Below are 14,088 nucleotides of genomic sequence, written 5' to 3' on the forward strand. Positions count from 1 at the left end.
GGGGGCGTACCGATGCCGCCTTGCGGGACCCCGGCAATTACATCCCTCTTCTGGCCGAACTCGCTGAGGATCCCCGCCTTGAGGAACATTTTCACCAGAGCGAGAACGCGTTTGTCCTTGACCCGCGTACGGACCCGACTCATCAGTGCGGAGTGCGAGATTTCGTCGAAACACGCATGGATGTCGGCGTCCAGCACCCAGTGGTATCCCCGGGTGCCGAAGTAGTGGATCTCGGAGATCGCGTCCTGGGCCCGCCGCCCTGGCCGGTACCCGTACGAAACCGGCTGGAAGTCGGCCTCGAAAATGGGTTCCAGGACCAGTTTCAGCGTAGCCTGAACAACCCGATCGGCGACGGCCGGAATCCCGAGCCGCCGCGTCTCTCCCCCGCCTGAAGACTTGGGGATCAGCCGCTCCCGCACCGGCAGCGGGCGGAAACTACCCGCTTTCAGCTGGGCGCGCAGGTCGTCCAGGAACTCGGGGATGCCGGTCTTCCGCGCGACATCGGCGACCGTCAGGCCGTCGACACCAGCGGTCCGCGCACCCCGATTACCCGCGACCCGACTGTACGCGACAAGCAGCGTCGCCGGGTCGCACACGAAGTTGAACAGGTCGTCGAACCGGCGGCCGGGTTCGGCCGCCGCCCAACGGTGAAGTTTGGTCTGCATACCCGATACCCGTACGAACGCGGACTCCAACTCCGGTCCTGGGGCGCCGCCATTCGGCGGCGCGTCTCTCGGCATTGCAGGCTCCGTCCCTTCGCGGTCTCGCTATGGCCCTTCCCCATGTACCGGGCTCTCCCCGGCTCCGAGTACTACGACCACTCCGTCCCACCCTCGGCTTCAGCGGTCGATGCGCCTATCCCGCCCCCTCGGCTGGGTGCCGAGGGAACTGGAACCCGTAACCCGCTCGCTTGTCCCTGCTGCGGCGCTGCCGCCCTGGGGAGATTCCCTGCGGGCTTAAGGGTGGTTCCCACGTTCACTGTCCATCGGTCGACGGGTTAGGAACCCGACTCTGTCCCCGCGGCCTCGCGTGTGGGTACGCCGCAGACTTTCCCCACGGCCTCCGGGTTGGCATCGAAATACCTCTCCGAAGTTCTCCCTGCCTGGCAGGCAGGGATGTGCACCGCATCCGGCCCGTATCCACCAGATTTGAGCCGGCATGTTCTTCAGGAACGTAATACGCCGGTTCCTCTCGTATTCCTTCCCGTCTCGCTCGCCGCACCCGCGCCTTCTGGCGGTGCCGACACGGTACGGCTTTGTCAGGGCTGCTCCCGCCCTCTCCGGCATCACCCGGTCAGGCTGCCCTCAGCTTCGCTGACCCGCTGCGACGGGCCAGCGGCGGAGTCCTTTCACCTCCACCCGAACAGACAAGCGCCTCGTGGCGCACCTCGATGAGTACGTAGACGAAGGCCGCACGACCATCGAGCGGGACGGTGAACAGCAGGTCGGTGTGCCGCCACCGTAATGTGGCGTCGATCAGGCTACCAGGGACCAGGACCAGCCGGTCCAGGTCGAGCCGGGCAATGAGGGCCGCTGGTAGCGTTGCCCGCAGCTGCGATGCCGCGTTCGACGGTGTGCCGAGGATCCGGCGGAACACCGCGTCATGGGGTGTGGACGGATTCGGCATGGCCGCACCGTACAGGCGGGCATGGCCGGCTCGGACAGCGCCATATACCGGGATCCGATCCGCCTGGCCACAGAGTAGCGCGGGCGCCGCGTCGAGGCTCGCCTCCCAGGCAAGCGTTGAACCACCAACCACCAACCACCACGGTTACGGGGCCCGGCCCGATCACCGTCGCTCTGTGGACCGGCTTGTGTCCGACGGCCGCGTACGAACCGCTATGTCCGTGCTACCAGTCGGGTGCCGCTGGCTACCGGAGCCGGACCACTCCAGATGCTGTCGCTGAACTGTTCTTCGTTGTTCGTCAACCTTCTTCCGGACCGGGTCCGGATGGTGGGGCCTGACATCGGATGGTGTGGGAGCTGAAAGTTGTCGGCGCCGTCGGGCAGGATCGGGTGTGTGATCGACCAGACGACGCGACTGCGGGACGTGGTGGGTGCGGCAACGGCCACCGCGCTCGCCGATGCTCTGGGCCTGGAGACAAGCGGTGACCTGCTCGCGCATCTGCCCCGGCGTTATCACGAACGCGGTGAACTGACCGACCTCGCGAACCTGGCTGTCGGGGAGGTGGTCACGGTTCAGGCGCAGGTCGTCAGCGTGCAGCGGCGTCCGATGCGGGAGCGCAGACGCTCCATGCTCACCGTCACCGTCACGGACGGCAGCCACAACCTTCTGTTGACGTTCTTCAATCAGGTCTGGCAGGAGCGAAACCTACGGCAGGGCGTCACCGCGCTGTTCGCGGGCAAGGTGGAGGAGTACCGTGGCCGGCGGCAGCTGACCAATCCCGAGGTGCACCTGCTGGACGCTGAGAGCGCTGATCCGGGGACGCACGGCGGCGCTGGGAGCTTTGCGAGCGGTCTCGTCCCGATCTACCCGTCGGCGGTGAAGCTGCCCAGCTGGAAGATTGGCAGCTGCGTGCGAATCCTGCTCGCCGGGCTCACTGAGCTCGACGATCCGCTGCCCGCGGCCATTCGGGACAAGTACCGCTTGGTAGGCCTGCTCGATGCCTACCACCTCGTCCACCAACCGTCGTCGTGGGCGGAGGTTACCCGTGGCCGGCTTCGCCTGAAATGGGACGAGGCGCTTATCCTGCAGGTCGCGCTCGCGCGGCGTCGACTCGACAACGAGCAGACAGCGGCGACAGCGCGGGTTCCTCGGGCGGACGGTCTGCTGGCGGCATTCGACGCGGCATTGCCGTTCCCGCTGACCGCCGGCCAGCGCGCGGTCGGCGAGACCATCAAGGCCGAGATCGCCCGGCCGTTCCCGATGCACCGGCTGCTGCAGGGCGAGGTTGGTTCCGGCAAGACCGTGGTGGCGTTGCGGGCCATGCTCGCCGCGGTGGACGCGGGCGGTCAGGCGGTGCTGCTCGCGCCCACCGAGACACTTGCCAGCCAGCATCTGCGCAGTCTGCGTGACCTGCTCGGTCCGTTGGGGCGGGCAGGTGAGCTGGACGCCGCGCCACTGGCGACGAGGATCACGCTGGTGACGGGTTCTCTCGGAGTGAGGTCGCGGCGCGAGGCGCTCGGGGCGGTGGCGGATGGCAGCGCAGGCCTGGTGGTGGGGACGCATGCGCTCCTGGAGGAGTCGGTGACCTTCCGCGACCTCGCCCTGGTCGTCGTGGACGAGCAGCACCGTTTCGGGGTCGAACAGCGGGACGCGCTGCGCTCCCGGTCCGCCCGTCCGCCGCATGTGTTGGTGATGACGGCCACGCCGATCCCGCGCACGGTCGCGATGACCGTTTTCGGCGATCTGGAGGTTTCCACTCTGACCGAGTTGCCCGCCGGCCGGTCGCCGATCGCCTCGTTCGTCGTGCCCGCGACCAACAAGGTCTGGACGGACCGGATGTGGGGCCGCGTCCGGGACGAGGTTGCCAAGGGCCATCAGGCGTATGTCGTCTGCCCGCGGATCGGCGAGGATGATGCCGCCGACGACGCTCCGCCCGATGCCGCCGGTGACGTCCTGCCTGGCTCCGCGGTCGCTCTCTCCGGCGGTGCGCCGCCAGGCATGATCGACGGGGGCACGTGGGATGCCACGGTCGGGTCCGAGGACGGGCGTAGGCCGAGTGCAGCCGTGCTCGACCTGCTCCCGGCGTTGCGTGACACCGAGCTCGCCGGGCTCCGGGCCGCGGCGTTGCACGGCCGCCTGCGCCCGGATGACAAGGACGAGGTCATGACGAAGTTCGCGGCGGGTGACATCGATGTTCTCGTGGCCACCACGGTGATCGAGGTCGGGGTCGACGTGCCCAACGCGACCGTGATGGTCATCGCGGATGCCGACCGTTTCGGCATTTCCCAGCTACACCAGCTGCGGGGTCGGGTTGGGCGTGGCAGCGCGCCCGGGTGGTGCCTGCTGTACACCGAGGCCGAACACGGATCGCCCGCCTGGGAGCGGCTGGCCGCGGTGGCCGCCACCGCCGACGGTGCGCAGCTCGCCCGCCTCGACCTCGCGCAGCGGCGCGAGGGCGACGTGCTGGGCGCGGCCCAGTCCGGTGGCCGCCGATCGCTGCGCCTGTTGGAGCTGCTCAAGGATGAGGAACTGATCCGGTCCGCGCGGGACGAGGCGACGGCCCTGATGCGCGTTGATCCGCAGCTGTCGGCGCAGCCGGCCCTGGCCGCAGCGCTCGCGGCGACGCTCGATGAGAGCACAGCCGCCTATCTGGAGAAGGGATGACGCGGATCATCGGTGGTGCCGCGCGCGGGCGACCCGTCCGGGTACCGCCGGGCGAGCGGACCCGCCCGACATCCGACCGGGCGCGGGAGGGGCTGTTCAACACGCTCACATCGATTGTGGAGCTACGCGGCGCGCGGTTCGCCGATCTCTATGCTGGCAGCGGCGCGGTCGGCTTCGAAGCGTTGTCGAGGGGGGCGTCGCACGCCCTGCTCGTTGATCAGGCACCCGCTGTTGCCCGCACGCTGCGCGCGAACGCCGCGACCCTTGGGCTCACCGGTGCGGAGATCGTCTGCCAGCCTGTTCAGCGTGTGGTGGAGACCATACCTGGGCATGCTTTCGACGTGGTGTTTCTGGACCCTCCGTATAATTTGTCTAACGTAGAGTTGGCAGCCGTGCTCACTCGCCTGCTTGCCCATTCCTGGCTGTGTCCAGATGGTATATGTGTTGTGGAGCGATCGCGGCGCGCTGGGCAGTTCGACTGGCCAGATGGTCTTGTTGCGATACGTAATCGGACGTATGGCGAGGGGACGCTCTGGTACGGTTTCGGATCATGAGAAAGGCTGTCTGTCCTGGTTCCTTCGACCCGGTCACCAACGGTCACCTTGATATCATCGGCCGTGCCAGTCGGCTCTTCGACGAGGTTGTCGTGGCTGTGCTCATCAACAAGAGCAAGGCCAACCTCTTCACCGTGGACGAGCGGATCGAACTGATCCGTGAGGCGGCGCGCGAGCATTCCAACGTGCTGGTCGAGTCCTCTCATGGCCTGCTTGTCGACTTTTGCCGTGCCCGTGGCATCCAGGCCATCGTCAAGGGCCTGCGCGCGGTCAGTGACTTCGACTACGAGTTGCAGATGGCCCAGATGAACCATTCGCTCGCGGGCGTCGAAACCCTGTTCATGAGCACGAACCCGCAGTACGCCTTTCTGTCGTCAAGCCTGGTCAAGGAGGTCGCCACCTACGGTGGGGACGTCTCCGGGCTGGTGCCGGATCTTGTACTCAAGCAGTTGCGGGAGCGTCTCGCCCAGTAGCTCGATAACGGTAGTGGGCGAGCGGTGGCGCGATAGCTGGAACCACGGAACCGCTGGCCGCGTTCGCGGGACGCGGCCAAGGCCGCCCGGCCGGAGCCCGGCGCCCGCGTCGCCGGGAAGATCGCGGCCTTCGAGGGGTGCCGCCCAGAGGTCTCGCCTCGGTCCCTGTGACCGAGCGTGGCTGGTCCCGCCGGTTGGTGAGGAGTCACGACGACCGCACCGCCACCAGCCTGGACGATCGGATAAGCTTGCGGTCTGCGTCCGGAGCGGCGGGTGGGGCAACCATCCGAACCTGAACTGAGTCCGGACCGAATCCGTACTAAATCTATACCGAACGTGAAGCCTGAGCACCAAGCATGACCATCATCTTGTGATGTTCGAGAGTTGTGAATCCAGTATTTTCGTGGCAAGGACAGGCACTCCACCCATGACCGGGCCGTCATCCCATCGCCGGAGCCCTCGTGGCCCGCTCGTACTTGACATTCGCGAGCTGGGCCGTCGCGCGGGTTCCATGAAGCATGTCGTGACACGGGCTCCCGCGCCGACGGAGCTGGGAAACGAAATGATCAAGGTTCCGCCGGGCGCGCTTATCGAGCTGGCTGTGCGGCTGGAATCCGTGATGGAAGGCGTGCTGGTCAGTGGCACGGCGTCCACGCCGTTGGCGGGCGAGTGCTCGCGTTGTCTCGACCCCTTCGAGGACGAGGCCGCGGTCGACATCCGGGAGCTGTTCTACTATCCAGACCGGGTCGTGGGCGACGTCGATGACGATGACTGTCCGCAGGTCGTGAACGACCATATTGATCTGCTTCCGGCGCTGCGTGACGCGTTGGTGCTCAACCTGCCGCTGTCACCCTGCTGCCGGCCGGACTGCGCGGGTCTGTGCGTCGACTGCGGCGCGCGACTGGACGACCTTGAGCCCGGCCATACCCATGAACAGGTCGACCCCAGGTGGGCGGCACTTCCATCGTTGGTCGAGAATTCAGCATTGATTGATAACAAGGAGAAGGACTAGTGGCCGTCCCGAAGCGCCGGACCTCGCGTAGTAACACCCGCTCTCGGCGGGCTCAGTGGAAGGCAACGATCCCCGCTCTGGCCAAGTGCCCGCGCGGCCACGTGGTCCGGCCGCACACGGTCTGCCCGACCTGCGGTCGTTACAACGATCGACAGGTCATCGACGTCTAAGTGGCGTGACACATGTGGCGGTCGATCTGCCCGGTGATGACGGCGCGCCGGAGCTGGTCGTTGACGGCGTCAGTCATGCGCTCGCCGCTGACCCGACCCTGAATGTCAGCCTGGTCGGCCCGTCCCGGGTCGCTGGGCCGCTGCTGCGCGAGCGCGGCCTGCGTGCCGAGAGCCGGCTACGGATCGTTGATGCTTCTTATACGGTAGGTGCTGGCGTGGACGCGACCCGTACGGTGCGATCGAGGCGGGACGCTACGGTGCGAGTCGCGGCCCGCCTGTTGCGGGACGGCGTGGCCGACGCGATGGTGTCGGCCGGCCCGGTCGCCGCGGCCACAGCCGCGGCGACGTTCACCCTCGGTCCGCTCGCGGGGGCGACGCGGCCGGCACTTGCCGTGGTCGTCGGCTCGCCGTCCGAGCCGAGGGTTCTGCTGGATGCTGGCGCGGTCTCCGGCGTGAACATCAGCGCCGACCAGCTCACCCAGTGCGCGGTCCTCGGGGCGGCCTACGCCGCAATCCGCCTGCGTGTGGCGCGGCCCAGGGTCGGCCTGCTGTCCGCGGGGCCGGCTGATCCGGGCCGACCGCGTGCTGGGAGCGTCGGCGATCTTATCGCCGAGCTGGGGTTTGACTTCGTGGGCGCTGTCGAGGCGGCCACGCTGGTGGCCGGCGGGGGCGTTGACGTCGTGCTCAGTGATGGTTTCACCGGGGCGGTCCTGGTGTCGGTTCTGCGAGCGGTTGCGCAGGTTGTCGGTCAGCTACCGCGGACGTCGTCGGGGTGGCAGCCGCGGGAGGGAGCATTCGTGGTCGGTGTTGACGGGATTGTGGTTGTCGTGGATGGCAGGCCTGAGGAGGCCGCGGCCGGAGTCACGCACGCGATTGCCGAGGCGGTTGGCGCGCATCAGGCAGGTTGGGTGCCGCGCCAGCGGGCGGCTCTCGCCGAGCTCGTCACCCACCGCCGGATTCGTGCCGGGCTGCCGGCATGACCCGCGGCCTGCCACCGCCCGCGCCCAGAGACGGCCTGGTGGCCGCGCTCGGTGTGCCGGTCGACGTCGACCTGCTCGAACGGGCTCTTACGCACCGCTCATACGCCTACGAGCAGGGTGGCCTGCCGACCAACGAACGGCTGGAGTTCCTTGGTGACTCCGTGCTCAGCCTCGTCGTCACCGACGCCCTGTTCCACCGTCATCCGGACCTGCCGGAAGGACAGCTCGCCAAGCAGCGCGCGTCCGTAGTCAACATGCGTGCGCTCGCTGGTGTCGCCCGCACGCTGGGGGAGAACGGCATCGGTCCGTACCTGCTGTTGGGCCGTGGTGAGGAGACCACCGGAGGCCGGGACAAGGCCAGCATCCTCGCGGACACCCTTGAGGCGCTGATTGGCGCGGTCTACCTGTCGGCTGGCGGGCTGGACGGCCTGCAGGTCGCGTCCCAGTTCGTCCACCGGTTGTTCGACCCGCTGCTGGACGTGGCCGCCGGCCGGGGGGCCGGGCTGGACTGGAAAACCTCGTTGCAGGAACGGACCGCCGTGCTGTTGCTGGGTCCGCCCGAGTACGAGGTGGATGAGTTCGGGCCGGACCATGCCAAGCGGTTCACCGCCCGCGCCGTCGTGGCCGGTGAAATCCTCGGCCATGGTGACGGTGGGAGCAAGAAGGAGGCCGAGCAGCGCGCCGCAGCCGCCGCCTTCGAGGCGTTGGAGGCGCGTTCGGCCGATCCTTGTCATCCCGACGGGCCTGCCGGCGGAGAGCGGGATGACGGCGATCCGGTGGACAGCCGCGCTGAGACGGCTGTGCGCACGGGTAACCGCTGATCCGCCGCCGGTCTTTCCGCCATGCCTGAGCTTCCGGAGGTCGAGGTCGTCCGGCTCGGCCTGCAACAGGCGCTGGTCGGCCGGACGATCGCGGAGGTCGTGGTTGCGCACCCCCGGGCTGTCCGGCGGCACGCCGCTGGGACCGCTGACTTCGTGGCGGTGCTCGCGGGCCGTACGATCCTTGCCGTACACCGGCGGGGGAAGTATCTGTGGTTGGATCTCGGCGACGGGATGGCGCTGCTCGCTCATCTCGGCATGAGCGGCCAGCTTCTCGCGGTGCCCGCGAACAAACCCGCCGAGACCCACCTCCGAATTCGTTTCACGTTCTCCGACGCCGGTCGGGAACTGCGATTTGTCGATCAGCGCACCTTCGGTGGTCTTGCGGTCGTCCCCACCGGTGCGGGTGTGCCGGAACCGATTGCGCATATCGCGCTGGATGTCCTGGACTCGGGTTTTTCTGACCCGGAGTTCGTCGCGGCCGTTCGCCGCCGCCGGACCGGAATCAAACGCGCGTTACTCGATCAGACCCTTGTCGGCGGTATCGGTAACATCTACGCCGATGAATCCCTGTGGCGGGCGAGGCTGCATTATGCGCGGCCGACTGAGACGCTTACCCGCGGTGAGCTCTGCCGCTTGTTGGATGCGGCACGTGAGGTTCTCACCGCCGCGTTGTACGCGGGCGGGACCTCCTTCGACTCGCTCTATGTATCGGTCAATGGTGTGAGCGGCCGGTTCGACCGTTCGCTGGAGGTCTATGGGCGGACCGGTCAGCCATGTTCACGATGCCGGACGCCCGTCCGTCGGGATGCCTTCATGAACCGGTCCAGTTTCAGCTGTCCAGGCTGTCAACCACGGCCGAGAAGGGGCCGTTGGTAGTTTCCTCTGGGTCCGCGGCAGCGCCGTGGACCCAGAGGAAGGCCGTTTTACAGCTTGCCGCCGGGGAGGTTGGGTACCGCGGTCTGGGTGGGACCTGAGGTGCGGGGCGGGGCGTAGCCCGGACCAATGATCTCGTTGGGCGCGGCTGGTGCTGGTGCCGGTGTGGCACTGCGTAGGCCCTCCGTGCTGGCCTGGGGCACCGGCAGGATGCCGCCATCCTGGCTGAAACTCTGGCCGCAGCCGCTGAGTGACAGCGCCGCGGGGATGATGATGGCGCTGACCATCGTCATGACGGCTCGTCGGCCGCCGGGCAGGTGCACCCGGAGCTGACGGGATCGGGGCGAACGCATGGTATTCACAATGGGCCGGTAGCCTATCGTGCCCATGTGTGATGTTCCCGCGGAACCACCGGATCAGAATGATCACAATACGTCCGCTGGGCCTGAACCGCCCGCCCGGTTGACAGCGTGGGTGTCAGGGAGGGTGCAGGGCGTTGGTTTTCGGGCTTATGTCCGTTCCCGTGGGCGTCGGCTCGGCCTGGTGGGTTCGGCGACGAATCTCACAGATGGCCGGGTCGAGATCGTTGCGGAAGGTTCACGAGCCGCTTGCGCGGCTCTCCTGGAGATGTTGCGGGCCGGGCACACACCAGGTCTGACGACCCAGGTCACGTCCTCCTGGTCGCAGGCGAAGGGTGATCTGTCAAATTTTACCCGAAAATGATCTGTGTCGGCGGTTGGGTGATGACGAGGTGTCCTCATCTCGACAAAATGCCATCGGGAGCCGTCCGGGTATGGCATCGTCTTGACATTCGGCCACTTCGCGTGCGATCCTGAGTTCATTGTCTGGCGCGTCGTGTGATCTATCCCGGTTCCTCTCGGTGGGTTGCAGCGCGTCCCGCACCCGCTCGGTCACTCATCGTGGAGGACCATCATCATGGCGAAGGCCCTTTTCGGCCACGTCGGCTCTGGCAACGATGTTCGTTTGTCGTATGAGGTACGCCGACTTCGTGCACGTGTAGCAGAACTGGAAGACGAGCTTGCGCGTTCTCGTGCTCTTACGGACGCGCTTGAAGGCGTTGATGTCTCTGACGAACTTCGCGCGCTTGAAGCAGAGCCCGCGCTGACCTGATCCTCCCGAATCCGTAGCGGGAGTTAAGGGACGTTTCTCCTCGTGGGGAACGTCCCTTCGTGCTGCCGGGGCTCATTTGCCGGATCCTGCTGGTAGTGAAGTTGGCAGTATCGTTGGTGTTCCGTCCCCTCCGACAGCTCCGGAGACAGGTGCATCTCAAGAGCCTTACCCTGCGGGGCTTCAAGTCGTTCGCGAGTTCGACGACCCTGCACCTCGAGCCCGGCATCACCTGTGTTGTGGGGCCGAACGGCTCGGGCAAGAGCAACGTCGTCGACGCGATGGCCTGGGTCCTTGGCGAGCAGGGCGCCAAAGCACTGCGCGGCGGGACGATGTCGGACGTCATCTTCGCCGGCACGCCGTCGCGCCCGCCGTTGGGTCGCGCCGAGGTCCTGCTCACCATCGACAACACCGACGGTGCGCTGCCCATCGAGTACAGCGAGGTGACGGTCGGTCGCCTGATGTTCCGTAGCGGCGAGAGTGAATACACGATCAACGGTAGTTCGTGTCGGCTGCTGGACATCCAGGAGCTCATGAGCGACTCTGGGATCGGCCGTGAGCTGCATGTGATCGTTGGCCAGGGTCAGCTCGACGCGGTTCTGCACGCCCGCCCGGAGGACCGGCGCGCCTTTATCGAGGAGGCGGCTGGTGTCCTCAAGCACCGCAAGCGCAAGGAAAAGGCCCTGCGCAAGCTGGAGGCGATGGCGGCCAATCTCACCCGCCTGACGGACCTGTCCGCCGAGCTGCGGCGCCAGCTGGGCCCGCTGGGCCGGCAGGCGGAAATCGCCCGCAAGGCCGGTGTCATCCAGGCAGCGGTGCGTGACTCACGGCTGCGCCTGCTGGCCGACGACATCGTCACCGCCCGCGGTGACATCGCGGCTGACAACAGGGATGAAGAAGCGCTGCGGGTCCGTCTCGCGGCGGCCGGGCAGGCATACACCGACGGCCAGCGGCGTGAGCAGATCCTGGCGGCGGAGCTGGCCGCGGTGACCCCCCAGGCCGCTGCCGCGGGTGAGGTTTGGCACGCCCTGGCATCCCTTCGGGAGCGCGTCCGAGGTACCCGGTCACTCGCGGCCGAGCGGGTCCGGCTGCTGCGCTCCGGGGCCGAGGAACAACGCGGTGGACGGGACCCCGAGCAGCTGGAGCAGGAAGCGGCGGCAGTCCGGGAACAGGAGAACGCTCTCGGCGTGCGGCTAGATGCTGATCGTGACAACCTCGCCGAGGTCGTCGCCCGCCGGGCCGGGCTGGAAACAGCACTGGCCGGTGAGGAAAAGGCGCTTGTGGCTGCCGCGCGGGAGGCGTCAAGCCGACGGGAGAACCTGGCTCGGCTGGCCGGGCGGGTGGAGGCGGCTCGCTCCCGCGCCGCCAGTGCTGAGACTGAGATCGTCCGGATCTCCGAGGCCGTGGACGCCGCCCGGCAGCGCGGTGGCGAAACGAGCGACCAGCGTGTCGCGCTGGAGTCAGAACTCGCCCGGATGCGGACGACCCGTTCCGAGCTCACCGCGAGGCATGCCGAGGCCATGGCGGTCCATGCGGACGCGACGGCGAGGTTGGAGAATTTGCGTGCGCAGGAGCGTTCCGCCGAACGCGATCGGGCTTCCTGGCAGGCCCGTGGGGAGGCGCTCATCCTGTCGCTGACGCCGAAGGACGGCGCCGCCGCGCTGCTGGACGCCGCCGGCAGCGGGCGGGACAACGGCGCTGCCCGGTCGGACGGCGCTCCCGCCAGGCCCACCGGCGTCCTGGGCCGCCTCGCCGCCTTGCTGGCGGTCGAGCCAGGGGCCGAGGCCGCGATGGCAGCCGTCCTGGGTCCGGCTGCCGACGCCGTCGCGGTCGGTGCTGTCGAGGATGTCGCTGCCGTGTTCGAGTGGCTTCGCGCGGTCGACGCGGGGCGCGCGTCGCTGCTGGTCGCCGGCCGCCCGAGCGGCGACGGCCCGGTCGCCGACGGGTGCGGGACCGACCCGGTCATGGCCCTGTCGGCGGACGCCCGTCGCGGTGGGGTTCCCGCCGTGGACCTCGTGCGGGTCAGTGACCCGCGCTACGCCGTGGGAGTGGCCCGGTTGCTGGCCGCCACCATCGTGGTTGCCGACCTCACGACCGCTGTTGAGCTTGTCCGTGAACATCCCGGCATCCGAGCGGTCACCCGGGCTGGTGATGTGATCGGGCCTGAGCTCGCCACCGGTGGCAGTGCCCGAGCGCCGTCCCTGCTCGAACTTCGGGCCGCGGCGGACGAGGCGGAGTCCCGGATGCTTGCGGCGGCCAGCAGCGGTGAGCGTGCCCGCGGGGCCGTCGCCGCCGCCGCCGAGGAGGTGAAGCGGGCCAGAAGCGGGATCGACGACGCGTCAGCGGCGCTGCATGGAGCGGACGCCCGTCACCGGGCGTTGTCCGAACAGCTGTCCCAGCTGGAGCGGGCGAACCGGTCGGGAGCCGCTGAGATCGAACGTCTCGAACGGGTCCGGATGCAGGCCGAAACCGCTCGCGACCAGGCATACGGTGCCTTGGCGGAGCTGGAGGCGATGCTGGCCGCGACATCCTCGGAACCTGACGTCGGCGACCGGTCGCCAGCTGAGCGTGACCGGCTCGCGGCCGCGACCTCAGCCGTGCGCGGCGAGGAGGTCGAGGCTCGGCTCGCGGTGCGTACCAGTGAGGAACGGGCCCGAGCGCTGGCCGGCCGCGCGGACGCGCTGGTCCGATCCGCCGCGAACGAACGGGCCGCGCGGCTGGCGGCGGCCCGGCGACGGGAGGTGCGGGAGCGCCAGGCGACCGTTGCCGCGGCTGTGGCCGACGCTGCCGGTCATGTTCTCGCGGCGCTGGAGAACTCGTTGGTCGCCGCCGACACCGAACGTGGCCAGGCCGAGGCGCGGCGGCTGCGGACCGAGACCGATCTGACCGCTGTCCGCGAGCAGGTACGGACACGTGCCGGCGAGCTCGCCGCGTTGCGTGACGATGTCCACCGCGACGAGCTCGCCCGTGCCGAGAAGCGCCTGCGGGTGGAGACGCTGGAGGCCAAGGCGTTCGACGAGCACGGGATAGCCGTTGACGATCTTGTCAGCGAGTACGGACCGCACGTGCCCGTACCGCCGGACACCCCGGACGGCGAGGCCGTCGCGTTCGACCGCGCTGACCAGGCGGCGCGGGCGGCCGCGGCCGAGAGACAGCTCGCCCGGCTGGGCAAGGTCAACCCGCTCGCGCTCGAGGAGTTCGAAGCCCTGCAGGAGCGCGCGGCGTTCCTCTCGACACAGCTCGACGACATCAAGAACACCCGCCGCGACCTCCTGCTGGTCGTCGCCGAGGTCGACGAACGGGTCCGGGAGGTCTTCCGCGCGGCCTTCGAGGACACCGCGCGCGAGTTCGAGACGGTCTTCGCGACCCTGTTCCCCGGCGGTGACGGCAGACTCGTGCTCACCGATCCCGATGACATGCTCACCACTGGCATCGAGGTGGAAGCACGGCCACCGGGCAAGAAGGTCAAGCGTCTGTCGTTGCTGTCGGGCGGTGAACGATCGTTGACGGCGATTGCCCTGCTGCTCGCGATCTTTCGTGCCCGGCCGTCGCCTTTCTACGTGCTGGACGAGGTCGAGGCCGCCCTTGACGACCGTAACCTCGGCCGCCTGCTGGCGGCGCTGGAAGGCCTGCGGGAGAAATCTCAGTTGATCATTATCACCCATCAGAAACGTACGATGGAGATCGCGGACGCGCTCTACGGTGTGTCGATGCGTGGGGACGGAGTCACCACGGTGATCAGTCAACGGCTCCGGGAACGCGCTTCGGCCTGAGAAACGGGCTGCCT

The 14,088-nt window shown here is 68.1% G+C and carries 14 protein-coding genes; 11 read left to right on the forward strand and 3 right to left on the reverse strand.

The features are described 5' to 3' along the window. Together MJ797_RS16960 and MJ797_RS16965 are read right to left on the reverse strand one after the other, a co-directional pair. The coding region (locus MJ797_RS16960) for a reverse transcriptase domain-containing protein (protein WP_255739088.1) at positions 1-740 on the reverse strand (740 nt) is incomplete at its 3' end. 553 nt (positions 741-1,293) lie between these two features. Next, positions 1,294-1,626 (reverse strand): Rpn family recombination-promoting nuclease/putative transposase, encoded by a 333-nt coding sequence (locus MJ797_RS16965; protein ID WP_239335978.1) that lies wholly within the window; start codon positions 1,624-1,626, stop codon positions 1,294-1,296. A 393-nt stretch (positions 1,627-2,019) separates the two neighbouring features. On the opposite strand from MJ797_RS16965, the gene recG reads away from it, so the two are divergent. From recG to mutM, 8 genes are all read left to right on the forward strand, one after another. Next, positions 2,020-4,290: an ATP-dependent DNA helicase RecG gene (recG, locus tag MJ797_RS16970; protein WP_239335979.1), complete on the forward strand. Its 2,271-nt coding sequence runs from the start codon at positions 2,020-2,022 to the stop codon at positions 4,288-4,290. Next, positions 4,287-4,844: a 16S rRNA (guanine(966)-N(2))-methyltransferase RsmD gene (gene rsmD, locus MJ797_RS16975; RefSeq protein WP_239335990.1), complete on the forward strand. Its 558-nt coding sequence runs from the start codon at positions 4,287-4,289 to the stop codon at positions 4,842-4,844. The genes recG and rsmD overlap by 4 nt, the downstream gene beginning before the upstream one ends. Further along, positions 4,841-5,317: a pantetheine-phosphate adenylyltransferase gene (gene coaD, locus MJ797_RS16980; RefSeq protein WP_239311303.1), complete on the forward strand. Its 477-nt coding sequence runs from the start codon at positions 4,841-4,843 to the stop codon at positions 5,315-5,317. Before rsmD ends, coaD begins: the two co-directional genes overlap by 4 nt. 427 nt (positions 5,318-5,744) lie before the next feature. Further along, entirely contained in the window at positions 5,745-6,329 is a 585-nt protein-coding gene (locus MJ797_RS16985) for a DUF177 domain-containing protein (RefSeq protein WP_239335992.1), read from the forward strand. Further along, a complete protein-coding gene (gene rpmF / locus MJ797_RS16990; RefSeq protein ID WP_239335998.1) occupies positions 6,329-6,499 on the forward strand; it encodes a 50S ribosomal protein L32 in 171 nt (56 codons plus the stop codon). Before MJ797_RS16985 ends, rpmF begins: the two co-directional genes overlap by 1 nt. 5 nt (positions 6,500-6,504) lie before the next feature. Then, on the forward strand, positions 6,505-7,479 hold the full coding sequence (locus MJ797_RS16995) for a phosphate starvation-inducible protein PhoH (protein ID WP_239335999.1): 975 nt from the start codon (positions 6,505-6,507) through the stop codon (positions 7,477-7,479). Beyond that, positions 7,476-8,300, forward strand: a complete 825-nt coding sequence (gene rnc / locus MJ797_RS17000) for a ribonuclease III (protein ID WP_239336000.1) — start codon at positions 7,476-7,478, stop codon at positions 8,298-8,300. The genes MJ797_RS16995 and rnc overlap by 4 nt, the downstream gene beginning before the upstream one ends. A 21-nt stretch (positions 8,301-8,321) precedes the next feature. After that, positions 8,322-9,176 (forward strand): bifunctional DNA-formamidopyrimidine glycosylase/DNA-(apurinic or apyrimidinic site) lyase, encoded by an 855-nt coding sequence (mutM, locus tag MJ797_RS17005; protein WP_239336001.1) that lies wholly within the window; start codon positions 8,322-8,324, stop codon positions 9,174-9,176. Positions 9,177-9,223: 47 nt separating this feature from the next. Here the strand turns inward: mutM and MJ797_RS17010 are convergent, their stop codons facing one another. Then, on the reverse strand, positions 9,224-9,466 hold the full coding sequence (locus tag MJ797_RS17010) for a hypothetical protein (RefSeq protein WP_239311297.1): 243 nt from the start codon (positions 9,464-9,466) through the stop codon (positions 9,224-9,226). Positions 9,467-9,560: 94 nt separating this feature from the next. On the opposite strand from MJ797_RS17010, the gene MJ797_RS17015 reads away from it, so the two are divergent. The 3 genes from MJ797_RS17015 (at position 9,561) to smc (ending at position 14,074) form a co-directional block, all read left to right on the forward strand. Further along, entirely contained in the window at positions 9,561-9,896 is a 336-nt protein-coding gene (locus MJ797_RS17015; protein ID WP_239336050.1) for an acylphosphatase, read from the forward strand. A gap of 213 nt (positions 9,897-10,109) precedes the next feature. Continuing rightward, complete coding sequence (locus MJ797_RS17020) at positions 10,110-10,304, forward strand: hypothetical protein (protein WP_239311296.1); 195 nt, start codon at positions 10,110-10,112, stop codon at positions 10,302-10,304. 149 nt (positions 10,305-10,453) lie between these two features. Continuing rightward, on the forward strand, positions 10,454-14,074 hold the full coding sequence (gene smc / locus MJ797_RS17025; RefSeq protein WP_239336009.1) for a chromosome segregation protein SMC: 3,621 nt from the start codon (positions 10,454-10,456) through the stop codon (positions 14,072-14,074). Positions 14,075-14,088: the final 14 nt, after the last annotated feature.

The sequence above is a fragment of the Protofrankia sp. CiP3 genome (genome assembly GCF_917627345.1).
Classification (GTDB): domain Bacteria; phylum Actinomycetota; class Actinomycetes; order Frankiales; family Frankiaceae; genus Protofrankia.